Below are 25,913 nucleotides of genomic sequence, written 5' to 3'. Positions count from 1 at the left end.
GGTCAGCGGGTGATGCCGCGGGTCGACGACTGGATGGAGTCACGGAACATCGCGACTTCCGGGAACTGTGCAGACGGCTCGGCCAGTTCGGCCAGCGCCTGTTCGACGGTCAGGCCCTGGCGATACACCGTTTTGTACGCCCGGCGCAGGGCGTGAATGGCGTCTTCGCTGAAACCGCGACGGCGCATGCCCTCGAAGTTCATGCTGCGCGCTTCGGCCGGGTTGCCGAATACGGTAACGAACGCAGGAACGTCCTTGCCGATCGCTGTGCCCATGCCGGAAAAGCTGTGGGCGCCAATGTGGCAATACTGATGCACCAGGGTGAAACCGGACAGAATTGCCCAGTCATCAACGTGCACATGGCCGGCCAACGCAGTGTTGTTGACCAGGATGCAATGGTTGCCGATGACACTGTCGTGACCGATGTGGGCATAGGCCATGATCAGGTTATGGTCGCCCAGCGTGGTTTCGGAACGATCCTGAACCGTGCCACGGTGAATCGTCACGCCTTCTCGGATCACGTTATGGTCGCCGATCACCAGACGGGTGTCTTCGCCCTTGTACTTGAGATCCGGCGTGTCTTCGCCTACCGAGGAAAACTGGTAGATGCGGTTGTGCTTGCCGATTCGGGTTGGACCTTTGAGGATCACGTGAGGCCCGATCACTGTTCCCTCGCCGACTTCCACACCTGCGCCGATGATCGACCACGGGCCGACCTCGACACCCTCGGCCAGTACGGCCGAAGGATCGATGATTGCGCGAGGGTCAATCAAACTCATAGCTTGCGTTCCGCGCAGATGATTTCAGCGGAGCAGACCGGCTTGCCATCGACCGAAGCCTGGCATTCGAACTTCCAGATCTGGCGTTTGCAGCTGATGAACTTGGCTTCGAGGATCAACTGGTCACCCGGCAGCACTGGCTGACGGAAACGCAGTTTGTCGGAACCGACGAAATAGTAGAGGGTGCCATCGGCCGGTTTCACATCGAGCATCTTGAAACCAAGGATCCCGGCAGCCTGAGCCATCGCTTCGATAATCAGCACGCCCGGCATGATCGGGTGGGCCGGGAAGTGACCATTGAAGAACGGTTCGTTGATGCTGACATTCTTGTAGGCGCGAATGCGCTTGCCTTCCGTATCCAACTCCACTACCCGGTCCACCAGCAGGAACGGGTAACGGTGAGGCAGGTATTCGCGAATCTCGTTGATGTCCATCATTTCGGGGGGAAGCCTATGTAAAGATTGGGAGCGCGACTGACGCGCACTCCTCTAGCAAATCAAGGAGGCAGTCCAGAGGCTGTGCACACTTGATATGGAAATGGTATCAGCCTTCAGATGAAGCATTGCCGCCAGGGGTCACTTCCCCTACGCGCTTTTCAAGCTGTTTCAAACGCCGCGCGAGGTCATCGAGCTGACGAATGCGCGCCGCGCTTTTACGCCATTCGGCAGCCGGCTGCATGGCTGTACCGGAAGAGTAGGCACCCGGCTCGGTGATCGAGTGGGTAACCATGGTCATTCCAGTCAGGAAAACGTTGTCACAAATATCGATGTGCCCTACCAGGCCGACACCCCCGGCGAGCATGCAGTGCTTGCCGATTTTGGTGCTGCCCGAAATCCCCACGCACGCGGCCATGGCGGTGTGATCACCGACCTGTACGTTGTGGGCGATCTGAATCTGGTTGTCGAGCTTCACGCCGTTGCCGATCACGGTGTCGGCCAGCGCACCGCGGTCGATGGCGGTATTAACGCCGATCTCCACATCGTCGCCGATGGTCACGCCACCGATCTGGGCGATTTTCTGCCAGATGCCTTTCTCGTTGGCAAAGCCGAAGCCTTCACCGCCGAGCACGGCACCGGACTGAATCACCACTCGCTTGCCGATACGCACATCGTGATACAGCGTCACCCGCGGAGCCAGCCAGCCGCCCTCGCCGATTTCGCTACGGGCACCGACGACGCAATGCGCGCCGAGGGTTACACCGGCCCCAATCCGCGCACCCGCCTCGATCACCACAAAGGGACCGATGCAGGCAGTCGGATCAACGACGGCGTCCGGCGCGATCACCGCACTCGGGTGGATACCGGCAGTGGATTTCGGCTTCGGATCGAACAGGTGGGAAATACGGGCATAAGCCAGGTAAGGATCCGGCACCACCAGTGCATTCCCGGCATAGCCTTCGGCGTCGGCTGCCTTGAGCAACAGCGCTGCGGCTTGGGAGCCGGCCAGGTATTTGCGGTATTGAGGGTTTGCCAGAAAGCTCAACTGAGCTGGGCCAGCCTCCTGCAAGGTGGCTAGCCCAGTAATTTGCTGCTCGGGATCGCCACTCAGGGTGGCGCCGAGGAACTCGGCCAACTGGCCGAGCTTGATAGTCACGGTCATGGGTTACTTCAGCTGATTCATGCGCTCGATAACCTGGCGCGTGATGTCGTACTGAGGTTTGACATCGATGACTGCGCCACGCTCGAACACCAGGTCAAAACCACCTTTCTTGATGACTTCTTCCACTGCGCTATCCAGTTTCGGCTTCAGTTGCTTGAGCATTTCGCGGTCAGCAACGGCCTTGGCTTCGTTCAGCTCCTTGGACTGGAACTGGAAGTCCCGGGCCTTTTGCTTGAATTCCAGCTCCAGACGCTCACGCTCGCCCTGCTGCATCTTGTCGCCACCGGCCATCAGGCGATCCTGAATACCCTTGGCGCTGCTTTCCAGCGTCTTGAGCTTGGTCAGTTGCGGGCCGAACTTCTTCTCGGCATCCACGGCGTACTTCTTCGCCGCATCGGATTCCAGCAGTGCCATTTGATAGTTCAGAACAGCGATTTTCATGTCGGCAAACGCCGGGCCTGCCACCAGTACGGAGGCCAGGAGAACCAATTGAGTCAACTTACGCACGATGCACTCCTACAAAATCCATTGTCGTTATCTTGGGTCAGACGCTTAGAACGTCTGGCCGAGGGAGAATTGGAACACTTGAGTTTCAGCGTTATCCGGTTTCTTGACCGGCGTGGCCAGCGCGAAGCTCAAAGGACCCAGTGCGGTAACCCAGGTCACGCCGACACCGACGGAACTGGCCATGTTGCTGAAGCTGATGTCGTTGCACTGCGTCTTGGACTTGGTGATGCCGTCAGTGTTGAGTGTCTGCTGGCACTTGGAGTCGAAAACGTTACCCACATCCCAGAACACGGAAGTACGCAGCGAACGCTGATCCTTGACGAACGGCATCGGGAACAGGACTTCCACACCACCTTGGATCAGGACGTTGCCACCGAACGGCAGCGGATCCTGGTCCGGGTCTGCGATCGTGCCGACGTTACCGGTCTTATCCTTACCACGGCTAGGCGTACTGCGTGGACCCAAGGTGCTGTCCTTGAAGCCGCGAACCGAGTTGAAACCACCAGCATAGTAGTTTTCATAGAACGGCAAGCCATCGGTCGAACCGTAACCATCACCATAGCCCAGCTCGGTGTGCAGACGCAGGGTGTAGTTCTCGGTGATCGGCTGGAACAGCTGACCACGGTAGTCGAGTTTGTAGAACGACAGGTCGCTGCCCGGAATGGTGCTTTCCAGGGTCAGGCTCTGGGAACGACCACGGGTCGGCAGCACGCCTTTGTTCAGGGTCGATTCAGACCAGCCGGCCGACGCCTTGAAGTTCAGGTACTGGTCGCCTTCGCGGTTCACGAAGTCGAAAATCTCGTCGACGGTGTACTGACCGGTCTTGATCTTGTCCTGTTGCGCGGACAGGCCGAAGGTCAGACGCGAAGTCTCGCTGATCGGGTAACCGACGTTCACGCCGGCACCCAGGCTGTCTACCGCATAGCTTGCTACGTCGACGTCGAGGTCTTTGTAGTCGGTGGTGCGATAGAACGCGTTGTAGCCCAGGCTCACGCCGTCGGCGGTCCAGTAGGGGTCAACGTAGCCGAAGTTGTAGCGGCTCTGGTATTCACTACGGGTGAGGCCGACGCTGACGCGGTTACCGGTACCCAGGAAGTTGTTCTGGGTGATAGAACCACCGAGGATCAGACCGGCGCTCTGGGCAAAACCGACGCTGGCGGTGATCGAACCGGAAGCCTGCTCTTCAACGGCATAGTTCACGTCAACCTGGTCGTCGACACCTGGAACAGCCGGGGTCTCGACGTTGACTTCCTTGAAGAAGCCCAGACGTTCAAGACGGGTCTTGGACTGGTCGATCAGGTAGGTAGAAGCCCAGCCGCCTTCCATCTGGCGCATTTCACGACGCAGCACTTCGTCCTCGGACTTGGTGTTGCCACGGAAGTTGATACGGTTGACGTAGGCACGCTTGCCTGGATCTACAGCGAACAGGATGTCCACGGTGTGGTCATCGTCGTGCGGCTGCGGAACACCGTTGACGTTGGCGAAGGTGTAGCCCTCGTTGCCCAGACGACGGGTAATCAGTTCCGAGGTGGTGGTCATCAGCTTGCGCGAGAAAACCTGACCTTTCTGCACCAGCAGCAGGGACTTGACCTGGTCTTCAGGCACTTTCAGGTCACCACTGAGCTTGACGTCACGAACGGTGTACTTCTCGCCTTCGTTGACGTTGACAGTGATATAGACGTGCTTTTTGTCCGGAGTAATGGAAACCTGGGTCGAAGCGATATCCATGTTGATATAGCCGCGGTCCAGGTAGTAGGAACGCAGACGCTCCAGGTCACCGGAAAGCTTTTCACGGGCGTATTTGTCGTCGTTCTTGAAGAACGACAGCCAGTTGGTGGTTTTCAGCTCGAACAGGTCGACCAGGTCTTCCTCGGGGAAAACCGTGTTGCCCACCACGTTGATATGCTGAATGGCAGCAACGGTGCCTTCGTTGATCTTCACTTTCAGGCCGACACGGTTACGCGGCTGCGATACCACTTCGGTATCGACGGTAGCCGAGTAACGACCTTGCGCAACGTACTGACGTTGCAGCTCGTTACGCACGCCTTCGAGGGTCGCGCGCTGGAAGATCTCGCCTTCGGCCAGACCGGATTGCTTGAGGCCCTTCATCAGGTCTTCGGTGGAGATCGCCTTGTTGCCTTCGATCTCGATGCTTGCGACCGATGGACGTTCGACGACGGTGATCACCAGAACGTTGCCTTCGCGGCCCAGCTGGATATCTTGAAAGAAACCGGTTTTGAACAACGCACGAGTGGATTCCACCAGGCGACGATCATCCGCCTGCTCGCCGACGTTCAACGGCAAGGCACCAAAGACGCTACCCGCGGAGACCCGCTGGAGGCCGTTGACGCGAATATCAGAGATAGTGAAGGACTCGGCGTGAACTTCGGCGATCATCAATACGGTGAGAACCGCAGTTAGCAGCAGACGTTTCATGAAGTCCTTTCTTATTCCAACTGGCAATAAACAAACTGCCGCAAAATGCGGCAGATTCGCAATTCAGCGAAGCGTTACAGACGACCCAGGTCGTTGACCAGAGCAAGCAACATCACCCCGACCACCAAACTGATACCGATCTGTATCCCCCAACCTTGCACCCGATCCGACAAGGGACGACCACGCGCCCACTCGATCAGATAAAACAACAAATGCCCCCCATCCAGTACAGGAATGGGCAGCAAATTCAGAACCCCCAGGCTAATACTCAGATAAGCAAGGAAATTCAGGAAATCAGCAACGCCCGACTGGGCAGAAGCGCCCGCCACTTTAGCAATGGTTATCGGTCCACTCAAGTTTTTTACCGAGAGCTCGCCGAACAGCATTTTCTTCAGTGAATCCAGCGTCAGGACACTCATGGTCCAGGTACGACGGGCACCCTCGCCAATCGCGGCCAAAGGGCCGTAGCTGACCTCGCGAATCATCTCCGGTGGCCAGTCGACGGCCTTCACCCCCGCCCCCAGATAACCGCTTGGCGACTTGCTCTCGCCGCGCGCCGCCAGTGTCACCGGGACGTCGATTTGAGCACCGTCGCGCTCGACGCGCAGCATGATTTTGGTATCAGGACGCGTACGTACCGTATCGACGACCTGCTGCCAGTCATCCAGCGCCTTGCCATCAAGGGCCAGAAGGCGATCACCGGTTTTCAGCCCGGCAGCCTGTGCCGGGCCTTTCGGATCGAGCTCAGCGAGCACTGGCGGCAGCGCAGGGCGCCATGGGCGAATACCCAGGGAGCGAATCGGATCCGGCTCGTCAGCCCCTTTGAGCCAATGATCCAGCGCAAGCTCCCGTGGCGAATCAGCAGTAGAGCCCTGCTCGCGCACCAGCACCTGCAGCGAACCACTTTCCCCCAGGCGACGTACCAATTGCAGATTGACCGCAGCCCAGCCGGACGTCGGCTCGCCGTCGATGGCCACGATTTCCTGGCCCGCACTCAGGCCGGCCTTCGCCGCGATACTGCCGGACTCGACTGCACCGATGACCGGACGCACCTGTTCGCTGCCCAGCATGGCCAGCACCCAGAAGAACACCATGGCCAGCAGAAAGTTGGCAACGGGACCGGCGGCGACGATGGCAATGCGCTGACGAACGGACTTGCGATTGAAAGACTGATGGAGCTGATCGGCCGGCACTTCACCTTCACGCTCATCCAGCATCTTGACGTAGCCGCCCAGCGGAATGGCCGCGACGACGAACTCGGTTCCCTGCTTGTCGTGCCAGCGCAGCAACGGCATGCCGAAGCCCACGGAAAAGCGCAGAACCTTGACGCCACAGCGACGCGCGACCCAGAAGTGGCCGAATTCGTGAAAGGTGACCAGCACACCCAAGGCGATCAGGGTGCCGGCAATCATATAGAGCGCGCTCATCTACTTTCTCCGCAATCCTGTTCCGTTCCGCCTGAAGCCGTGTGCTTTCTTCAGGTCTATCGACCGTGGCGAGTCAGCCATTGACCGGCCAGCGTGCGTGCCGCCGCGTCCGCGGTAAACACCGCATCAAGATCATTCAGCGCAACCACCGGCTCGAGATTCAACACTTCCTCGATGATACTCGCGATTTCGAGGTAGCGAACCCGCCCGTCGAGAAACGCTGCTACCGCCACTTCATTCGCGGCATTGAGCATGGCAGGCGCACTGTTGCCCGCCTCGGCTGCCTGACGTGCCAGTCGCAGGCACGGAAAGCGCTTCTCATCGGGTGCCTCGAAATCCAGTCGCGCGATGGCAAACAGATCCAGTGGAGCCACACCCGAATCAATACGCTCCGGCCAGGCCAACGCATTGGCGATGGGGGTACGCATGTCGGGATTGCCCAACTGCGCCAGCACCGAGCCATCCACATAGTCGACCAGGGAGTGAATCACGCTTTGCGGATGGATCACCACCTCGACTTGCGACGGTCGGGCATCGAACAGCCAGCAGGCCTCGATCAGCTCAAGCCCCTTGTTCATCATGCTGGCTGAATCCACCGAGATCTTGCGCCCCATGGACCAGTTCGGATGAGCACAGGCCTGATCGGGTGAAACATGCGCCAGTTCGGCCATCGGCGTCTGCCGGAAGGGACCGCCAGAGGCTGTCAGTAAAATCCGACGCACACCGACATTGCTCAAACCACGGGAAAAATCCTGCGGCATGCACTGAAAAATCGCATTGTGCTCACTGTCGATTGGCAGCAGGACCGAACCGCTCTTGCGCACGGCTTCCATGAACAAGGCGCCGGACATCACCAGCGCTTCCTTGTTCGCCAAAAGAATTTTCTTGCCCGCCTCGACCGCGGCGAGGGTCGGGCGCAGACCGGCAGCACCGACGATGGCCGCCATCACCGCGTCCACCTCGGGAGCAGCCGCCACCTGACACAGCCCCTCCTCGCCCACCAGCACGCGAGTCGACAGACCGGCAGCACGCAGATCGTCCTGCAAGCCACGCGCCGCTGCGACTTCCGGCACCACCGCGAATTGCGGCACATGGCGCACGCACAGGGCAAACAGCTCGCTCAGGCGCGTGAAACCACTCAGGGCAAAAACCTGATAACGCTCAGGATGACGAGCAATGACATCCAGAGTGCTCAAACCGATCGAACCGGTCGCCCCCAGAACGGTAATCTGCTGTGGGCGACTCACGGTGCCGCCATCCACAGCAATACCGCGAATACCGGGATCGCCGCTGTCAGGCTGTCAATCCGGTCCAGTACACCGCCATGACCCGGCAGCAGATTGCTGCTGTCCTTGATGCCGGACTGACGCTTGAACATGCTTTCCGTCAGATCGCCCACCACGGAGATGAACACGATCAGCGCTGCACCGATCAAGCCCTTGAACAATTGCGCGACCGTCCAGTCACGAAACAGCGCAACCAGCGTGGTAATCACCAGGCTCAGCGCCAGACCGCCGTACACGCCTTCCCAGCTTTTGCCCGGACTGACTTGCGGGGCCAGCTTGCGCTTGCCGAAAGCACGACCAGAGAAATAGGCACCGATATCAGCGCCCCAGACCAGCACCATCACGGCCAGGATCTGAAGGTTACCCAGCTGGTTCTGCTTGATGTAGATCAGCCCTTGCCAGGCCGGCAGGAGAATCAGCAGGCCGATCACCAACTTGCTGGCAGCACTGGCCCAGCGCTCGCTGGAGCGCGGATAGGTCAGCACCAGCCAGGTCGCCACCGCCCACCAGATTACCGAGGCACCGAGCACCCAGGGCGCCAGCCCCGGCAGGATGTACATGACGAACAGCATCAGCGCGACGATTGCCGCATAACCAACGCGAAACGATTGCGCAGCGAAACCGGCCAGGCGCGCCCATTCCCAGGCACCCAGACTGACAACCAGGCCGATGAACAGCGCAAAGCCGGATCCCTCGAGCAGGAAAAAACCGCCCAGTGCGATCGGCAGCAGGATCAGCGCAGTGATGATTCGTTGTTTAAGCATTAAACCCGGGCTCCAGCTTCGATCTGCTCGCTCGTTTTACCGAAACGACGCTGACGCGAAGCGAAATCGGCCAGCGCATTACGCATGGCATCGTGTTTGAAGTCCGGCCAGAACAGGTCGGAGAAGTACAACTCGGCATAGGCCAGTTGCCACAGCAGGAAGTTGCTGATGCGGTGCTCGCCGCCCGTGCGGATACACAGGTCCGGCAACGGCAGATCACCGGTCGCCAGACAGGTTTGCAGCAGATCAGGCGTGATGTCTTCAGGACGCAGATGTCCGGCCTGAACCTCGCGAGCAAGACGCTGCGCAGCCTGCGCGATATCCCACTGACCGCCGTAGTTGGCGGCGATCTGCAGAATGAAGCGATTGCTTCCCGCGGTCATGGCTTCCGCTTCGCGCATGGCAGCCTGCAGCTCGGGATGGAAACGCGAACGGTCGCCAATGATGCGCAGGCTGATGTTGTTGTCGTTGAGCCGCTTGGCCTCGCGACGCAATGCCTTGAAGAACAGATCCATCAAGGCACTGACCTCATCGGCCGGGCGCTGCCAGTTCTCACTGGAAAAGGCGAACAGCGTCAGCACCTCGACCCCGGCCTCGGCACACACCTCGATCACCGCCCGCACAGCATCCACACCCGCTTTATGCCCGGCAACACCCGGCATAAAGCGTTTTTTCGCCCAGCGATTGTTGCCATCCATGATGATCGCGACATGGCGCGGCACCGCGGACGGCGCAGTCTGCTTGGTCTTTTCCATTTAAAGCTCGACCCTTATACGGCCATCAGGTCTTTTTCTTTCTCGGCAAGCTTAGCGTCGATTTCGGCCACGAACTTCTTGGTCAGATCATCGATCTCGCCAGTTGCGCGACGCTCTTCGTCTTCGCTGATTTCCTTTTCCTTGACCAGATCCTTCAGCGAGCTGTTGGCATCGCGACGGATGTTGCGCACGGCAACACGGGCATCTTCAGCCACGTCACGCGCCTGCTTGGTGAAGCCGCGACGGGTTTCTTCGGTCAGGGCCGGCATGCTGATCAGCAGCAGCTCGCCAAGGTTGGTCGGGTTCAGGTTCAGACCCGCACTGCCGATCGCCTTGTCGACCGCGCCCAGCATGTTGCGCTCGAACGCCACGACCTGCAGGGTACGAGCGTCCTTGACGGTGATGTTGGCCACTTGCTTGATCGGGGTGTCGGCACCGTAGTACGGAACCATCACGCCTTCCAGAATGCTTGGGTGCGCCTGGCCGGTACGGATGCGGCCGAAGTTGTGAGACAGGGACTCGACAGACTTCTGCATGCGCTCTTTAGCGTCTTTCTTGATTTCGTTGATCATTGTTGAACTTCCTCGATCAGGGTTCCTTCAGCGCCGCCGTGCACGATGTTCAGCAGGGCGCCGGGCTTGTTCATGTTAAATACGCGCAGCGGCATCTTGTGGTCGCGGCACAGGCAGATGGCCGTCAGATCCATTACGCCCAGCTTGCGATCCAGCACTTCATCGTAAGTCAGATGATCGAACTTCTCGGCATGCGGGTCTTTGAACGGGTCGGCAGTATAGACACCATCGACCTTGGTCGCTTTAAGCACGACATCCGCGTCGATTTCGATGGCACGCAGGCAGGCTGCCGAATCCGTGGTAAAGAACGGATTGCCGGTACCGGCCGCGAAAATCACCACGTCCTTGGAGTTCAGGTGACGCATGGCCTTGCGACGATCATAGTGATCGGTCACACCGACCATGGAAATGGCCGACATCACGATGGCCGAGATATTGGCACGTTCCAGCGCATCGCGCATGGCCAGGGCGTTCATCACAGTGGCCAGCATGCCCATGTGGTCGCCCGTAACCCGATCCATGCCGGCCTTGCTCAGAGCTTCACCGCGGAACAGGTTGCCGCCGCCGATCACCAGACCGACCTGAACGCCGATACCGACCAGTTGGCCGACTTCCAGCGCCATGCGATCCAGCACTTTCGGATCGATCCCGAACTCTTCCGAGCCCATCAGGGCCTCGCCGCTAAGCTTGAGTAGAATGCGTTTATAGCGAGCCTGATAACCACTGCCCTGCTGAGCCATTGCGAATCTCTCCTGCGGCGTATTTAAAAAATTCTTTGCGAGCTGTTTGCAGCTGCGTTCACTCTAGCGTGGCGCTGCTTCAGCGCCATCGGAACATGGCTTTGTAAGTCAGTTCCAAGGGGAAACCAATTAAAAATTGGTAACCCTATCTGAAAAGAGGCTGCGCGCGTGAGCGGGCAGCCTCTTTCGGGCGACAGTTGAAAAACCGTCTTATTGCTTGGCGGCAGCCAGCTGTGCAGCAACTTCTTCAGCGAAGTTGTCGACTGGCTTCTCGATGCCTTCGCCTACTTTGAAGTAAGTGAAGGAAACGATTTCAGCGCCGCCTTTCTTGGCCAGCTCGCCAACCTTGATTTCAGGGTTCTTGACGAACGCCTGCTCAACCAGGCTCGCTTCTGCCAGGAACTTGCTGATACGGCCTTTGACCATGTTCTCAACAATGTTTTCCGGCTTGCCTTTGATTTTTTCTTCGTTCAGCTGCAGGAACACAGCCTTTTCACGCTCGATCGCTTCGTTCGAAACCTGCGAAGGCAGCAGGAATTCAGGGTTGCTTGCAGCAACGTGCATCGCGATGTCTTTGGCCAGCTCAACGTCGCCGCCTTTCAGGACAACGGCAACACCGATCTTGTTGCCGTGCAGGTAGGTGCCGACTACGTCACCTTCCACGCGCACCAGGCGACGGATGTTTACGTTTTCGCCTACTTTGGCAACCAGCGCTTCGCGAGCAGCTTCTTGAGAAGCGATCAGCGGAGCTGCGTCGGTCAGCTTGTCAGCGAATGCTTTGTCAACGCTGGCAGCAACGAAGTTTTTGAAGTCGTCCTGCAGAGCCAGGAAGTCGGTCTGCGAGTTGACTTCGATCAGAACGGCAGCCTTGCCGTCGTCCTTGATGGCGATAGCGCCTTCAGCGGCAACGTTGCCGGCTTTCTTGGCAGCCTTGATCGCGCCCGAAGCACGCATGTCATCAATGGCTTTTTCGATGTCGCCGCCAGCCTTTTCCAGGGCCTTCTTGCAATCCATCATGCCTTCGCCGGTACGCTCGCGCAGTTCTTTGACCAACGCTGCAGTAATTGCTGCCATTTTCAAATTCCTCTTGGATAGGTTTTCAACCATTCCACCCGATCGAACGGGCGTTCAATTCTTCCCGAACCTGTTTGTAGCCGCTGCACGTTACAGATGCTGTAGCTGCGCTGCCGACAGATGGTTTTCGAGGTGGCAAAAAGGGGGCCAAGCCCCCTTTTTGCTTACTGAGTCAACGCCAGGGCGTCAATTACTCAGCTGCAGCCTGAGTTTCTTCAGCTGCGAATTCAACAGTACCGCCAGCAACATTGTTGCGACCACGGATTACTGCGTCAGCCATCGAACCCATGTACAGCTGGATAGCGCGGATTGCGTCATCGTTGCCTGGGATGATGTAGTCAACGCCTTCCGGGCTGCTGTTGGTATCGACAACGCCGATGACCGGGATGCCCAGCTTGTTGGCTTCGGTGATCGCGATGCGCTCGTGGTCAACGTCGATCACGAACAGTGCGTCTGGCAGACCGCCCATGTCCTTGATGCCGCCCAGGGAGCGATCCAGCTTCTCAAGATCACGGGAGCGCATCAGCGCTTCTTTCTTGGTCAGCTTGGCGAAAGTACCGTCTTCGGCTTGTACTTCAAGGTCACGCAGACGCTTGATGGAAGCACGGATGGTCTTGAAGTTGGTCAGCATGCCGCCCAACCAGCGGTGATCGACGTACGGCGAACCGCAACGTGCTGCTTCTTCAGCAACGATCTTGCCAGCGGAACGCTTGGTGCCGACGAACAGAATCTTGTTTTTGCCCTGGGCCAGACGCTCTACGAAAGTCAGAGCTTCGTTGAACATTGGCAGGGTTTTTTCAAGGTTGATGATGTGAATCTTGTTACGCGCGCCGAAAATGTACTTGCCCATTTTCGGATTCCAGTAACGGGTTTGGTGACCGAAGTGCACACCGGCCTTCAGCATATCGCGCATGTTGACTTGGGACATGATAGTTCCTTGATAAGTCGGGTTGGGCCTCCACGTATCCCAATGACCAACCCCCGATCCGAGGATCAAAGGCACCCAGGCCATCGTGTCGACACGTGTGTGGGTTAATGCTCCCGGAGCTATCCCCGGAAAGCGGCGCATTTTATACCACAGCAAGGCCGCAAACGGAACCCGGAATCTTTAATCCCGTCAGGGACATGGATGCCGCCCCCTTGGAATCGGCCTTGCGCGCACTATTGTATAGAGAGAAGCGATGCACGCAGGCGCGGATTTGCGCCTTTGGTCTGTTAGAATCGCGTTTTTCAGGGCTGCCAGGCAAAAACCGCCGCCCTGTCCGTATCAGCAAGCGCCGCCGAGCGCAGAGAGAGCCTGTATGACCGTCACCCTCAAAACTCCCGAGGACATCGCTGGCATGCGTGTCGCCGGCCAACTGGCCGCCGATGTGCTGGAAATGATTGCCGAACACGTCAAGCCGGGCGTGACCACCGATGAGCTGAACCGGATCTGCCACGACTACATCGTCGACGTGCAGAAAGCCATCCCTGCCCCGCTCAACTACAAGGGCTATCCGAAGTCGATCTGCACGTCGATCAACCATGTGGTCTGCCACGGCATCCCGAATGACAAGCCGCTGAAAAACGGCGACACCCTGAACATCGATGTCACGGTGATCAAGGATGGCTACCACGGCGACACCAGCCGCATGTTCCACGTCGGCACCGTACCGGTCTGGGCCGAGCGCCTGTCCCAGGTCACCCAGGAATGCATGTACAAGGCGATCGAAATCGTCAAACCCGGCTGCCGCCTCGGCGACATCGGCGAGATCATCCAGAAGCATGCTGAAAAGAACGGCTTCTCCGTGGTGCGCGAGTTCTGCGGTCACGGCATCGGCAAGGTGTTCCACGAAGAGCCGCAGATCCTGCACTACGGCCGTGCGGGCACGGGCATGGAACTGAAGGCCGGCATGACCTTCACCATCGAACCGATGATCAACCAGGGCAAGGCCGACACCAAGGTGCTGGGCGACGGCTGGACCGCGATCACCAAGGACCGCAAGCTGTCGGCACAGTGGGAGCATACTTTGCTTGTCACTGACACCGGCTACGAGATCTTCACCCTGCGCAGCGACGACACGATCCCGCGCGTATCGGCCTGATCCCGACACTGCTCCCAGCCTATAGAAGGAAAGCCAATCAATGCCGCAGGTGGATCCCGAACTCTTCGACCGCGGCCAGTTCCAGGCTGAACTGGCCCTGAAAGCGAGCCCTATCGCCGCGTTCAAGAAGGCGATCCGCCAGGCCCGTGAAGTGCTCGACGCACGTTTTCGTGCCGGCCGCGATATCCGGCGACTGATCGAAGACCGGGCATGGTTCGTCGACAACATCCTGCAAAAGGCCTGGGACCAGTTCGACTGGAGCGAAGACGCCGACATCGCGCTGGTCGCGGTCGGCGGCTACGGTCGCGGCGAACTGCACCCCTATTCCGACATCGACCTGCTGATCCTGCTGGACAGCGCCGATCACGAAATCTTCCGCGATTCCATCGAACGTTTTCTGACACTGCTGTGGGACATCGGCCTGGAAGTCGGTCAGAGCGTTCGGTCGGTCGACGAATGCGCCGAAGAGGCGCGTGCCGACCTGACGGTCGTCACCAACCTGATGGAAAGCCGCACCATCTGCGGCCCCGAGCGTTTGCGTCAGCGCATGCTCGACGTCACCAGCACCGCCCACATGTGGCCGAGCAAGGAATTCTTCCTGGCCAAGCGTGCCGAACAGAAGGCCCGTCACCACAAGTACAACGATACCGAATACAACCTGGAACCCAACGTCAAAGGCTCGCCCGGTGGTTTGCGGGATATCCAGACGATCCTTTGGGTCGCCCGTCGCCAGTACGGCACCCTGAACCTGCGCGCCCTGGCCGGCGAAGGCTTCCTGGTCGAGAGTGAAAACGCCCTGCTGGCGTCGTCCCAGGAATTCCTGTGGAAAGTGCGCTACGCCCTGCACATGCTGGCCGGCCGCTCAGAAGATCGCCTGCTGTTCGATCATCAGCGCACCATCGCCGGGCTGCTGGGGTTTGAAGGCGACGACGCCAAACAGGCCGTCGAAAACTTCATGCAACAGTATTTCCGCGTCGTGATGAGCATTGCCCAGCTCAGCGACCTGATCATCCAGCACTTCGAGGAAGTCATCCTCGCCCCGGAAGACGAAGCGCCGCCGCAGCCGATCAACTCACGTTTCCAGCTGCACGACGGCTACATCGAGGCACGCAACGACAATGTGTTCCGCCGCACGCCGTTCGCCATGCTCGAGATCTTCGTGCTGATGGCCCAGCAGCCGGAGATCAAAGGTGTGCGCGCCGACACCATTCGTCTGTTGCGGGAAAACCGTCACCTGATCGACGACAACTTCCGCAACGACATCCGCAACACCAGCCTGTTCATCGAGCTGTTCAAGTGCAAGATCGGCATCCACCGCAACCTGCGGCGGATGAACCGCTACGGCATTCTCGGGCGCTACCTGCCGGAATTCGGTTTCATCGTCGGGCAGATGCAGCACGACCTGTTCCACATCTATACGGTCGATGCGCATACGCTGAATCTGATCAAGCACCTGCGCAAGTTGCAGTACACCCAGGTGTCGGAGAAATTCCCGCTGGCCGCCAAGCTCATGGCCAAACTGCCGAAACCCGAGCTCATCTACATGGCGGGCCTGTATCACGACATCGGCAAGGGCCGGCATGGCGATCACTCGGAGATCGGCGCGGTCGATGCCGAGGCGTTCTGCCAGCGCCACCAACTGCCGGTGTGGGACAGCCGCCTGATTGTCTGGCTGGTGCAGAACCACCTGGTGATGTCGACCACCGCCCAGCGCAAGGACTTGTCGGACCCGCAGGTGATCCATGACTTCGCCCTGGCGGTCGGTGATGAGACTCGTCTGGATTACCTGTACGTGCTGACCGTGGCCGACATCAACGCGACCAACCCGACCCTGTGGAACTCCTGGCGCGCCAGCCTGCTGCGCCAGCTCTACACCGAGACCAAGCGCGCCCTGCGCCGCGGCCTGGAAAACCCGGTGGATCGCGAAGAGCAGATCCGCCAGACCCAGAGCGCAGCGCTGGATATTCTGGTGCGCGGCGGCACCGATCCGGACGACGTCGAGCAATTGTGGGCGCAACTGGGCGATGACTATTTCCTGCGCCATACCGCCGGCGATGTGGCCTGGCACAGCGATGCGATTCTCCAGCAGCCGGCCGACGGCGGGCCGCTGGTGCTGATCAAGGAAACCACCCAGCGCGAATTCGAGGGCGGTACGCAGATCTTCATCTATGCCCCGGACCAGCACGATTTCTTTGCCGTGACCGTGGCCGCGATGGACCAGCTCAACCTGAACATTCACGACGCCCGGGTCATCACCTCCAGCAGCCAGTTCACCCTCGACACCTATATCGTGCTCGACACCGATGGCGATTCGATCGGCGACAATCCACTGCGGATCAAGCAGATCCGCGACGGTCTGACCGAAGCTCTGCGCAACCCTGACGACTACCCGACGATCATCCAGCGCCGGGTGCCGCGCCAGCTCAAGCACTTTGCCTTTGCGCCGCAGGTGACGATCCACAACGACGCCCAGCGTCCGGTGACGGTGCTCGAACTCACCGCCCCCGATCGTCCGGGCCTGCTGGCACGGATCGGCGGGATTTTCCTGGAGTTCGACCTGTCGCTGCAGAACGCCAAGATCGCCACGCTGGGCGAGCGGGTGGAAGACGTGTTCTTCATCACCGACGCCCACAATCAGCCGCTGTCCGACCCGCTGCTGTGCAGCCGTTTGCAGGATGCCATCGTCGAGCAGCTCAGCGTCAATCAGGAACCCGATATCAACCTGTCGCGCATCAGCATTTGACTGAGCGCCCGGATTCAACCGCTTTGCACGAGATCCCGCACCGATGAACAACGCTCTGACCCAGTTGCAGCCCTACCCGTTCGAAAAGCTCCGCGCCCTGCTCGGCAGCGTCACGCCGAACCCGGACAAGCGCCCGATCGCGCTGTCCATCGGCGAGCCGAAACACCGCTCGCCAAGCTTTGTCGCCGAGGCGCTGGCGAACAATCTGGATCAGATGGCGGTGTACCCGACCACCCTTGGCATTCCGGCCCTGCGCGAAGCCATTGCCGCCTGGTGCGAACGTCGCTTCAACGTGCCGAGCGGCTGGATCGACCCGGCGCGCAACGTGCTGCCGGTCAACGGCACCCGTGAAGCGCTGTTCGCTTTCACCCAGACCGTGGTCAACCGCGGCGACGATGCATTGGTGGTCAGCCCGAACCCGTTCTATCAGATCTACGAAGGCGCAGCGTTCCTCGCCGGTGCCAAACCGCACTACTTGCCATGCCTGGACGAGAACGGCTTCAACCCGGACTTCGACGCGGTTTCGCCGGACATCTGGAAGCGCTGCCAGATCCTGTTCCTGTGCTCGCCGGGCAACCCGACCGGCGCGCTGATTCCGGTCGACGTGCTGAAAAAACTGATCGCCCTGGCCGACGAATACGACTTTGTGATCGCCGCCGACGAGTGCTACAGCGAGCTGTACTTCGACGAGCAGACCCCGCCGCCGGGCCTGCTCAGCGCTTGCGCCGAACTGGGTCGCAAGGACTTCAAGCGCTGCGTGGTGTTCCACAGCCTGTCCAAGCGTTCGAACCTGCCGGGCCTGCGCTCCGGTTTTGTTGCCGGCGATGCCGACATCCTCAAGGGCTTCCTGCTGTATCGCACCTACCACGGCTGCGCGATGCCGGTTCAGACGCAACTGGCCAGTGTTGCCGCATGGAACGACGAAGTGCATGTACGTGCCAACCGTGCGCTGTATCGGGAGAAGTTCGATGCCGTGCTGGCGATCCTCAGCCCCGTGATGGATGTACAGCGTCCGGATGGCAGCTTCTACCTGTGGCCAAACGTGCAAGGTGATGACGCAGCATTCTGCCGTGATCTGTTTGCCGAGGAACATGTAACTGTGGTGCCGGGTTCGTACCTGTCCCGGGATGTCGACGGGGTCAACCCCGGTGCAGGCCGCGTGCGCATGGCGCTGGTCGCGCCGCTGGCGGAGTGTGTGGAAGCGGCCGAACGCATCCGCGATTTCGTCCTGCGTCACAAGTAATGGCTGAACGTCCGTGCCGGGCAATCCGGCACGGGCACTTCATACATCAGGTTACAGATCCTCCAACTATTTACTCCACTTCCCTGTCGGCCAGACGTTAGTCTTGAACCGCGCACAATCGCGCGCTCAACTGCATTCAAAACTTTAAACTTCAAGGAAGAAGTCGACATGGACACTCTATTGGATTGCCAGCTCGTTCAGTGGCCCGATGATCAAGCCGCCTACACCGCAGCCATCAATGAAAACCCCGCCAATGCCGGTACAAGTTCCGGTACTCGACGTAAACGCTCCATCGTTCACTATTCAAAACTCTGGGCCAACGGGCGAACCCTGAAAGTGGCTTTCATGGATTCACCGGATGCCGACCACAAACAAAAGATTATCGCGGCTGCCAGCCAATGGTTACCGTACATCAACCTTAAATTTGAATTTGTCGATGATTTGAAAGGCGACATCCGGATCGCAACAAAAAACAATAACAACAGCTCGATGCTGGGCACTGACGCCTTGTTGATCCACCCCGACCACCCCACCATGAATCTTGGAGTGAAGCCGCAGCACGAAGACTTCGAGGTCATCGTGATCCACGAATTCGGCCACGCACTGGGCGCGATGCATGAGCACCAGCACCCCAGGGCCAATATTCCGTGGGATAAGCCAAAAGTATACGAGTTCTATAAAACCCGTGAAATGAATCCCCTGACCGAAGAACAGGTGGACAGGAATCTGTTCGCATCTTTCGACACACTGGACGCGATCTACACTTCCTACGATCGAAAATCGATCATGCATCATCCTGTGGCAAATACATTGACTGTGGGCAACTGGGAAATACCGATCAATCGACGAATCAGTAAAAAAGACAAACGGCTCATGCGACTGCTTTACCCGAAACAATAAAAACACCTGTAGTACATCGTTCGCGAGGTGCAACACCTCGCGAACTTTCAACATCACGAAATACCCTTCAACTTCATTCATTCCGCACTCTACATTAACTTATGGCCGCCCCTGCCTTCCGGCTCAACCTGCCCGGAATAAACAGCAGCCCACTGAATCAATATAAGTACGGATAGATAACATGAACGCCACAACACTTTGCCTGACAGAAAAACCGGTGTCTTTCCACCGCGCCCATGAAGTTGCCATCGCCGAAAATCCTGCCAATGCAGGAAACTCGGTATCCGCTCGTAAAAAACGAGCCGTCGGGAAACACACTTACTTCTGGGCGCCAGGCCGGAGCTTGCGTATCGCCTTCCTGAGTGGGGATCAAGCATTCAAGGACGCCGTCAAAGCCGCGGCCAACAACTGGCTGCCCCATATCAACCTGACGTTCAATTTTGTAGAGGGTGAGTCAGGGGATATCCGTATCAGCAGCGAACCCGGCATTTACTGGTCGATGATCGGAACCAACGCGCTGCTGATCGACGAAGGCCCGACCATGCGGCTGTCGCCTGACTTGCGCACCCCGGCATTTTTCGCCGCCAATGTCATGCACGAGTTCGGACATGCGCTGGGGGCCGAACATGAGCACCTTCATCCGGCGTCAAACATTCCGTGGAACAAGCCTGCGGTTTACGCCGCGCACGGGGTGGCCGAAGACGCCGATGAGGGCGATTACGCACGTCGATCTGTCGATGAACGCTACTTCAACCTGCTCGACGCCAGCGATTTCGACTACACGCCTTACGATCCGAAGTCGATCATGCATTACGCCGTGCGCCAGAACTGGACCCTTGGCGACTTCAAGATTGATCTGAATCTGGTGCTCAGCGACAAGGACAAGGCGTTCATGGCGAAGGCCTATCCGTTCCCTGCGGCACAAACGGCGTAACCGCATGGGACAGGTCGACGCGATTATTTGACCTGCCCCAGATTCGCCTCACTCAAATCCAGCTCCCCCAACACTTCACGCAACACGTCATCGCCAATCTGGTGCTGACGACTCAGGCTGTACAACTCAAGGCGTTGCGCGCGCAGCGCTTTGAGGCGCAAACGGCGTTCGAGCAGATCCATCTGGAATGCCAGCGCCTGAGCTTCGGCCGAATCGTTGAACACCTCCAGTTGATGGCGATACTCGGACATGATCCGCGCCTTGAGCTCCGCCGACAACGCCGCTTGCGCAGCGTCCTGCGGGGTGACCTCTTCGATCTCCAGCGCATGAATCGCCGCTTCGGCGGTCTTGCGCCAGGCGTCGTGGACTTCCTGGCGGCGCTTGTCGTCGGGGCTTTTCTGGATTCCGCGCAGCAGCAACGGCAAGGCGATGCAGGCTGCCACCAGCGACATCAGGATCACCCCGGCGGCGATGAAGATCAGCAGATCACGTTCCGGAAAGGCCTCGCTGCCCATCAGCATCGGCACCGACATCACGCCCGCCAGGGTGACTGCACCGCGCACCCCGCCGACGGTCAGCAGCCAGCAGGAACGAGCGGTCGGCACCTGCGTCAGCTCGCCCTTGCCGCGTAACCGTCGCAACAGCACCGACAGACGCCAGATGCTTTGGACCCAGATGAAGCGAAGCAGCACCAGCGCCAGGAAAATAGCCATCACGTCGAGGCAGCGGTAAAGCAGCGTCGGCCACAACGACGTTTCGTGGCTGACCACCGCTTTGATGATGTCCGGCAATTGCAGGCCGAGCAGCAGGAAGATCAATCCGTTGAAGGCAAACTCCAGCAGCGACCACACGCTGCGATTGAGCAGGCGGGTGCTGGTCTGGCGCGGCAGCAGATCAAGCCAGCTCTGCATCATCCCCGCTGCCACCGCCGAGAGAATGCCCGAGGCGCCGAGTCGCTCGGCCAATACGTAAGCGGCAAACGGCAGCAGCAACATGAACACCACATGAGTGGCGGGATCGTCCCAGCCCCGGGCGATCATCCAGGCGCGCAAGCGGCCCACCAGCCAGCTCAGTGCAACACCGACCGCCAGCCCGCCAACCGCCACCAGCACAAACGTCAGGCTCGCATTGGCCAGCGAGAATGCACCGGTGACCGCCGCCGCCAGCGCGAACTTGAAGGTCACCAGACCCGATGCATCATTCATCAACGCTTCGCCTTGCAGCATGTGCATCAACGGTGTCGGCAAGCGGTTCTGCGAAATCGCCGACACAGCCACGGCGTCGGTCGGCGACAGTACCGCCGCCAGCGCGAACGCCACCGGCAATGGAATCGTCGGCAGCAGCCAGTGAATGAAATAGCCGGCACCGACCACGGTGAACAGCACCAGCCCGACCGCCAGCGTCAGCACCGGCCCGCGCAGACGCCACAATTCGCGTTTGGGCATGCGCCAGCCATCAGAGAACAACAGCGGCGGCAGGAACAGAAACAGGAACAGTTCGGGATCCAGAGCCACATGCAGGCCAAGAGTCGGCCAGGCCAGCAAGGCTCCGGCGGCGATCTGCACCAATGGCAGCGGCAACGGGATGACCCGTCCGACCAGACGCGAGACGCTGACCAGCATCAGCAGGATCAGGACGGTATAAGCGGTTTGCATAAAGCGGAAATCCCGGACAATCGACAGCGTTGAACTGCCATATTAGCCGCTTAGGCTCTGCGTGACCGTTGCACCTATGTCGCAGCCCCCGTCCGGGAAATCAACCTCGGCCGCCGCGAAACGGTTTGGTCATGGCATAATCCGACACCATTTTTTTTCAGCACCTGTAAAGGGGGCGATTCCTTGACCGTTTCAAGCAAAACGTTGCACCTTTTCGGCATCAAAGCCTGCGACACCATGAAGAAGGCGCGCACCTGGCTCGATGAACACGCTGTCAGCTACGACTTCCACGATTACAAGACTGCCGGCATTGATCGCGAGCACCTGACCCAATGGTGCGACGAGCATGGCTGGCAAACGGTGTTGAACCGTGCGGGCACGACCTTTCGCAAACTCGACGACGAACGCAAAGCCGATCTCGACCAGTCGAAAGCCATCGAACTGATGCTCGCTCAACCCTCGATGATCAAGCGCCCGGTGCTCGATCTCGGTGACCGAACCCTGATTGGCTTCAAGCCAGATATCTACGCGGCCGCCCTCAAGTAAGCAGCCCGTCACTTTTTGTAGAGGTATTCACATGTCCAACTCTCTGTTCAGTATCGCCTTCGGCGTCGGCACCCAGAACCGTCAAGGGGCGTGGCTTGAAGTGTTCTACGCCCAGCCGCTGTTGAATCCTTCGGCCGAACTCGTCGCCGCTGTTGCACCGATCCTCGGCTACACCGAAGGCAACCAGGCCATCACCTTCACCACCGCACAAGCCGCCCAACTGGCTGAAGCCGTGAAAGGCATCGATGCGGTACAGGGCAAGTTGCTGACCCGTCTGGCCGAAAGCCACAAGCCGCTGGTCGCCACCCTGCTGGCCGAAGACGCGCAACTGACTTCGACCCCTGAGGCGTACCTCAAACTGCACCTGCTGTCCCATCGTCTGGTCAAGCCTCACGGCGTAAGCCTGGCCGGGATCTTCCCGCTGCTGCCGAACGTGGCCTGGACCAGCCAGGGCGCCATCGACCTGAGCGAACTGGCCGAGCTGCAACTCGAAGCCCGTCTGCGCGGCGAGCTGCTGGAAGTGTTCTCGGTGGACAAGTTCCCGAAAATGACCGACTACGTGGTACCGGCCGGCGTGCGTATCGCTGACGCCGCACGTCTGCGTCTGGGCGCCTATGTGGGCGAAGGCACCACCGTGATGCACGAAGGTTTCGTCAACTTCAACGCCGGCACCGAAGGTCCGGGCATGATCGAAGGCCGCGTCTCCGCTGGCGTGTTTGTCGGCAAGGGTTCGGACCTGGGCGGCGGTTGCTCGACCATGGGCACCCTGTCGGGTGGCGGCAACATCGTGATCAAGGTTGGCGAAGGCTGCCTGATCGGCGCCAACGCCGGTATCGGTATCCCGTTGGGCGACCGCAACACCGTCGAGTCGGGCCTGTACGTGACGGCCGGCACCAAGGTGGCTCTGCTGGACGAGCACAACAACCTGGTCAAAGTGGTCAAGGCCCGTGAACTGGCCGGCCAGACTGACCTGCTGTTCCGTCGCAATTCGGAAACCGGTGCCGTGGAATGCAAGACCCACAAATCGGCGATCGAACTGAACGAAGCGCTGCACGCTCACAACTAAGCGCCGCTGTGACCTCCAGTGGGAGCGGGCTTGCTCGCGAAGACGGTGTGTCAGTCACCCTTGATTTCGACTGACACGACGCATTCGCGAGCAAGCCCGCTCCCACAAGGTTCGGTGTATATCCGCCCAAGTTCACAGGGCTGAACAGATGATGATTCCCTCCCCCTGGCGCGCCGACTTCCCGGCCATCGCCGCCCTGCAACGGCAAGACCAGACCTATCTGGACAACGCCGCCACCACGCAAAAACCCCAGGCTCTGCTCGACGCGCTGGCGCATTACTACGCCAATGGCGCGGCCAACGTGCACCGTGCCCAGCACCTGCCCGGCGCCCACGCCACGCAGGCGTTCGAGGACAGTCGCCTGAAGGTTGCCCAGTGGCTGAATGCCGGTGACAGCGGGCAGATCATCTTCACCCACGGCGCCACCAGTGCGCTGAATCTGCTGGCCTATGGCCTGGAACCTCTTTTCCATCCGGGCGATGAAATTGTCATCAGCGCCCTGGAGCATCACGCCAATCTGCTGCCGTGGCAGCAACTGGCACAACGTCGCGACCTGAAACTGGTGATACTGCCGCTGTACGATGACGGCGTGATCGACCTCGCTGCTGCCGTTCACCTGATCGGCCCGCGCACCCGCTTGCTGGCGGTCAGCCAGTTGTCCAACGTGCTTGGCGCGTGGCAACCGTTGCCGGCCCTGCTGGCGATGGCCAAGGCACAAAATGCGTTGACCGTCGTCGATGGCGCTCAAGGCGTGGTCCACGGCCGGCATGACGTGCAGGCACTGGGTTGCGACTTTTACGTGTTTTCCAGCCACAAACTGTACGGCCCCGATGGCCTCGGCGTGCTGTTCGGGCGCAACAGCGCACTTGAGCAACTGCGGCCGTGGCAGTTCGGCGGCGAAATGGTACTGGAAGCCAATTATCACGAATCCCGTTTCCGCCCTGCTCCACTGGGTTTCGAAGCGGGCACGCCGCCGATTGCCAGCGTGATCGGCCTCGGTGCGACCCTCGACTATCTGGCCGGTCTGGATCAGGACGCGGTGGCCGCCCACGAAGCGGCGCTGCACGATTACCTGTTGCGTGGTCTCGCCGCCCGCAACGGCATTCGTCTGTTGGGCAAACCGCAACTGGCGCTGGCCAGTTTTGTCGTCGAAGGCGTACACAACGCCGATCTCGCGCACTTGCTGACCGAACAGGGCATCGCTGTACGTGCCGGGCACCACTGCGCGATGCCGCTGCTCAAGCGATTCGAACTGGCCGGGGCGATTCGCGTGTCGCTGGCGCTGTACAACGATTCCGAAGATCTGGAGCGTTTCTTTGAAGCGCTGGATCAGGCGCTGGAGCTATTGCGATGAGCCTGCCGGTCGAGGCCGCCGAAGCGCTGCAAACGTTTCAGAACGCCGCGGGCTGGGAACAGCGGGCGCGGCTGTTGATGCAGTTGGGTGATCGCCTGCCGCCGTTGAGCGATGCGGACAAATGCGAGGCCAACCGTGTGCACGGCTGTGAAAGTCAGGTGTGGCTGGTTGGCGAATTGCGCGACGGTCACTGGCAGTTCGCGGCGAGCAGCGATGCGCGGATGATTCGCGGATTGGTGGCGTTGCTGCTGTTGCGGGTCAACGGCTTGTCTGCCGCTGAGTTGCAGCAAATCGATCTGCCGGACTGGTTCAATCAACTGGGGCTGTCGCGGCAGTTGTCGCCGTCGCGCAGCAACGGCTTGAATGCCGTGCTGCAGCGGATGAACGAGCTGGCGCAGTAAAAGGGCTGCTGCGCAGCCCTGGGCTTCACGCCTAAGACTTGACCCGATCCGCCGGGCGCCGAACACCCGCCACAATCTTGTCCACGGCCTTGGTCGCCGCGACCATGCCGAATGTCGCCGTCACCATCATCACCGCGCCAAACCCGCCGGCGCAGTCCAGCTTCACGCCATCGCCGACAAAACTCTTCTGCAGGCAGATGCTGCCGTCCGGTTTCGGGTAACGCAATTGTTCGGTGGAGAACACGCACGGCACGCTGTAGTGACGGGTCACAGTGCGCGAGAAGCCGTAATCGCGACGCAGAGTGGAGCGCACTTTCGAGGCCAGAGGATCATTGAAAGTACGGTTGAGGTCGCAGACCTGAATCAGCGTCGGATCGATCTGCCCGCCGGCGCCGCCGGTGGTGATGATCTGGATCTTGCGGCGCTTGCACCAGGCGATCAGCGCGGCTTTTGCGTTGACGGCGTCAATGCAGTCGATCACGCAGTCGATGTTCGGCGTGATGTATTCGGCCATGGTGTCGCGGGTGACGAAGTCCGCCACCGCGTGCACCTTGCAGTCCGGGTTGATCCCGCGCAGACGCTCGGCCATCACCTCGACCTTGGGCTTGCCGACGGTGCTGTCCAGCGCGTGCAACTGGCGGTTGGCGTTGCTGACGCAGACGTCGTCGAGGTCGAACAGCGAAATCTCGCCGACCCCGCAACGGGCCATGGCTTCCGCCGCCCAGGAACCGACGCCGCCAACGCCGACAATCGCCACATGGGCTGCACGCAGGCGCTCGAGGCCCTCGATTCCATACAAACGGGCGATGCCTGCAAACCGCGGATCTTCTGTACTCATGACCATTACCCCAAAAACCGGCGCGCATTATAGGGCCGTCGGCGGCCAAGAGCACCTTTGCGCTATGAACGGCGAACCTGCCTGCTTTAATTAAAGCTGCACGTAACAAAGATTTGCCTTACATGCTGAAACGAAAGAACTTAAGTCGGGTTGGATTGCCCAACGTCCGGCATTTCCCTGTCTGTTGTAGGACTCGGCGAACTGCCGGTG

General features: G+C 59.6%; 24 protein-coding genes. 9 read left to right on the top strand and 15 right to left on the bottom strand.

The window, feature by feature from the left end; all coding sequences use genetic code 11:
* Positions 1 to 2: 2 nt before the first annotated feature.
* The 13 genes from lpxA to rpsB all read right to left on the bottom strand — a co-directional run bounded on the left by lpxA (position 3) and on the right by rpsB (position 12,867).
* Positions 3 to 779 (bottom strand): acyl-ACP--UDP-N-acetylglucosamine O-acyltransferase, encoded by a 777-nt coding sequence (gene lpxA / locus C6Y56_RS05620; RefSeq protein ID WP_169429068.1) that lies wholly within the window; start codon positions 777 to 779, stop codon positions 3 to 5.
* Positions 776 to 1,216, bottom strand: a complete 441-nt coding sequence (fabZ, locus tag C6Y56_RS05615) for a 3-hydroxyacyl-ACP dehydratase FabZ (protein WP_003222142.1) — start codon at positions 1,214 to 1,216, stop codon at positions 776 to 778. The genes lpxA and fabZ overlap by 4 nt, the downstream gene beginning before the upstream one ends.
* A gap of 106 nt (positions 1,217 to 1,322) precedes the next feature.
* Positions 1,323 to 2,378, bottom strand: coding sequence for a UDP-3-O-(3-hydroxymyristoyl)glucosamine N-acyltransferase (lpxD, locus tag C6Y56_RS05610; protein ID WP_169429067.1), 1,056 nt, complete (start codon positions 2,376 to 2,378; stop codon positions 1,323 to 1,325).
* A 3-nt stretch (positions 2,379 to 2,381) separates the two neighbouring features.
* Positions 2,382 to 2,885, bottom strand: a complete 504-nt coding sequence (locus C6Y56_RS05605) for an OmpH family outer membrane protein (protein ID WP_003222140.1) — start codon at positions 2,883 to 2,885, stop codon at positions 2,382 to 2,384.
* 45 nt (positions 2,886 to 2,930) lie between these two features.
* Positions 2,931 to 5,321: an outer membrane protein assembly factor BamA gene (bamA, locus tag C6Y56_RS05600; RefSeq protein ID WP_169429066.1), complete on the bottom strand. Its 2,391-nt coding sequence runs from the start codon at positions 5,319 to 5,321 to the stop codon at positions 2,931 to 2,933.
* Between the two features lie 74 nt (positions 5,322 to 5,395).
* Positions 5,396 to 6,748, bottom strand: coding sequence for a sigma E protease regulator RseP (rseP, locus tag C6Y56_RS05595; protein ID WP_169429065.1), 1,353 nt, complete (start codon positions 6,746 to 6,748; stop codon positions 5,396 to 5,398).
* Between the two features lie 56 nt (positions 6,749 to 6,804).
* Positions 6,805 to 7,995, bottom strand: a complete 1,191-nt coding sequence (gene ispC, locus C6Y56_RS05590) for a 1-deoxy-D-xylulose-5-phosphate reductoisomerase (RefSeq protein WP_169429064.1) — start codon at positions 7,993 to 7,995, stop codon at positions 6,805 to 6,807.
* Positions 7,992 to 8,798, bottom strand: a complete 807-nt coding sequence (locus tag C6Y56_RS05585) for a phosphatidate cytidylyltransferase (protein ID WP_169429063.1) — start codon at positions 8,796 to 8,798, stop codon at positions 7,992 to 7,994. The genes ispC and C6Y56_RS05585 overlap by 4 nt, the downstream gene beginning before the upstream one ends.
* Positions 8,798 to 9,553: a polyprenyl diphosphate synthase gene (gene uppS / locus C6Y56_RS05580; RefSeq protein ID WP_169429062.1), complete on the bottom strand. Its 756-nt coding sequence runs from the start codon at positions 9,551 to 9,553 to the stop codon at positions 8,798 to 8,800. The genes C6Y56_RS05585 and uppS overlap by 1 nt, the downstream gene beginning before the upstream one ends.
* A gap of 14 nt (positions 9,554 to 9,567) precedes the next feature.
* On the bottom strand, positions 9,568 to 10,125 hold the full coding sequence (gene frr, locus C6Y56_RS05575; protein ID WP_008019552.1) for a ribosome recycling factor: 558 nt from the start codon (positions 10,123 to 10,125) through the stop codon (positions 9,568 to 9,570).
* On the bottom strand, positions 10,122 to 10,865 hold the full coding sequence (gene pyrH / locus C6Y56_RS05570; RefSeq protein ID WP_011332683.1) for a UMP kinase: 744 nt from the start codon (positions 10,863 to 10,865) through the stop codon (positions 10,122 to 10,124). Before pyrH ends, frr begins: the two co-directional genes overlap by 4 nt.
* 210 nt (positions 10,866 to 11,075) lie before the next feature.
* The gene (tsf, locus tag C6Y56_RS05565; RefSeq protein ID WP_169429061.1) at positions 11,076 to 11,939 is read right to left on the bottom strand and encodes a translation elongation factor Ts; all 864 of its coding nucleotides are present in this window, start codon (positions 11,937 to 11,939) and stop codon (positions 11,076 to 11,078) included.
* A gap of 190 nt (positions 11,940 to 12,129) precedes the next feature.
* Positions 12,130 to 12,867 (bottom strand): 30S ribosomal protein S2, encoded by a 738-nt coding sequence (gene rpsB / locus C6Y56_RS05560; protein ID WP_003222119.1) that lies wholly within the window; start codon positions 12,865 to 12,867, stop codon positions 12,130 to 12,132.
* 373 nt (positions 12,868 to 13,240) lie between these two features.
* Here rpsB and map point away from each other — a divergent pair, with 373 nt between their 5' ends.
* From map to C6Y56_RS05535, 5 genes are all read left to right on the top strand, one after another.
* Positions 13,241 to 14,023 (top strand): type I methionyl aminopeptidase, encoded by a 783-nt coding sequence (gene map, locus C6Y56_RS05555; protein ID WP_169429060.1) that lies wholly within the window; start codon positions 13,241 to 13,243, stop codon positions 14,021 to 14,023.
* A 40-nt stretch (positions 14,024 to 14,063) separates the two neighbouring features.
* Entirely contained in the window at positions 14,064 to 16,766 is a 2,703-nt protein-coding gene (locus tag C6Y56_RS05550; protein ID WP_169429059.1) for a [protein-PII] uridylyltransferase, read from the top strand.
* 43 nt (positions 16,767 to 16,809) lie between these two features.
* A complete protein-coding gene (dapC, locus tag C6Y56_RS05545; RefSeq protein ID WP_085712836.1) occupies positions 16,810 to 18,009 on the top strand; it encodes a succinyldiaminopimelate transaminase in 1,200 nt (399 codons plus the stop codon).
* A 168-nt stretch (positions 18,010 to 18,177) separates the two neighbouring features.
* Positions 18,178 to 18,909 carry a M12 family metallopeptidase gene (locus C6Y56_RS05540; RefSeq protein ID WP_169429058.1) on the top strand — a complete coding sequence of 244 codons (732 nt, stop codon included), beginning with the start codon at positions 18,178 to 18,180 and terminating at the stop codon, positions 18,907 to 18,909.
* A 343-nt stretch (positions 18,910 to 19,252) separates the two neighbouring features.
* A complete protein-coding gene (locus C6Y56_RS05535) occupies positions 19,253 to 19,843 on the top strand; it encodes a hypothetical protein (protein ID WP_349306014.1) in 591 nt (196 codons plus the stop codon).
* Between the two features lie 23 nt (positions 19,844 to 19,866).
* Here the strand turns inward: C6Y56_RS05535 and C6Y56_RS05530 are convergent, their stop codons facing one another.
* The gene (locus C6Y56_RS05530) at positions 19,867 to 21,498 is read right to left on the bottom strand and encodes a Na+/H+ antiporter (RefSeq protein WP_169429056.1); all 1,632 of its coding nucleotides are present in this window, start codon (positions 21,496 to 21,498) and stop codon (positions 19,867 to 19,869) included.
* 237 nt (positions 21,499 to 21,735) lie between these two features.
* Between C6Y56_RS05530 and C6Y56_RS05525 the strand changes: the two genes are divergently transcribed.
* The 4 genes from C6Y56_RS05525 to C6Y56_RS05510 all read left to right on the top strand — a co-directional run bounded on the left by C6Y56_RS05525 (position 21,736) and on the right by C6Y56_RS05510 (position 24,865).
* Positions 21,736 to 22,044, top strand: a complete 309-nt coding sequence (locus tag C6Y56_RS05525) for an arsenate reductase (protein WP_042607053.1) — start codon at positions 21,736 to 21,738, stop codon at positions 22,042 to 22,044.
* Positions 22,045 to 22,075: 31 nt separating this feature from the next.
* Positions 22,076 to 23,110, top strand: coding sequence for a 2,3,4,5-tetrahydropyridine-2,6-dicarboxylate N-succinyltransferase (dapD, locus tag C6Y56_RS05520; protein ID WP_169429055.1), 1,035 nt, complete (start codon positions 22,076 to 22,078; stop codon positions 23,108 to 23,110).
* A gap of 148 nt (positions 23,111 to 23,258) precedes the next feature.
* Entirely contained in the window at positions 23,259 to 24,464 is a 1,206-nt protein-coding gene (locus C6Y56_RS05515; protein ID WP_169429054.1) for an aminotransferase class V-fold PLP-dependent enzyme, read from the top strand.
* Positions 24,461 to 24,865 carry a SufE family protein gene (locus C6Y56_RS05510; protein ID WP_169429053.1) on the top strand — a complete coding sequence of 135 codons (405 nt, stop codon included), beginning with the start codon at positions 24,461 to 24,463 and terminating at the stop codon, positions 24,863 to 24,865. Before C6Y56_RS05515 ends, C6Y56_RS05510 begins: the two co-directional genes overlap by 4 nt.
* 31 nt (positions 24,866 to 24,896) lie before the next feature.
* Here C6Y56_RS05510 and tcdA read toward each other — a convergent pair whose 3' ends face one another.
* The gene (gene tcdA / locus C6Y56_RS05505; RefSeq protein ID WP_169429052.1) at positions 24,897 to 25,709 is read right to left on the bottom strand and encodes a tRNA cyclic N6-threonylcarbamoyladenosine(37) synthase TcdA; all 813 of its coding nucleotides are present in this window, start codon (positions 25,707 to 25,709) and stop codon (positions 24,897 to 24,899) included.
* Positions 25,710 to 25,913: the final 204 nt, after the last annotated feature.

This window comes from Pseudomonas fluorescens, assembly GCF_012974785.1.
In the GTDB taxonomy this organism is placed as follows: Bacteria; Pseudomonadota; Gammaproteobacteria; order Pseudomonadales; family Pseudomonadaceae; genus Aquipseudomonas; species Aquipseudomonas fluorescens_BT.
This window is presented reverse-complemented; position numbering and strand designations above follow the sequence as displayed.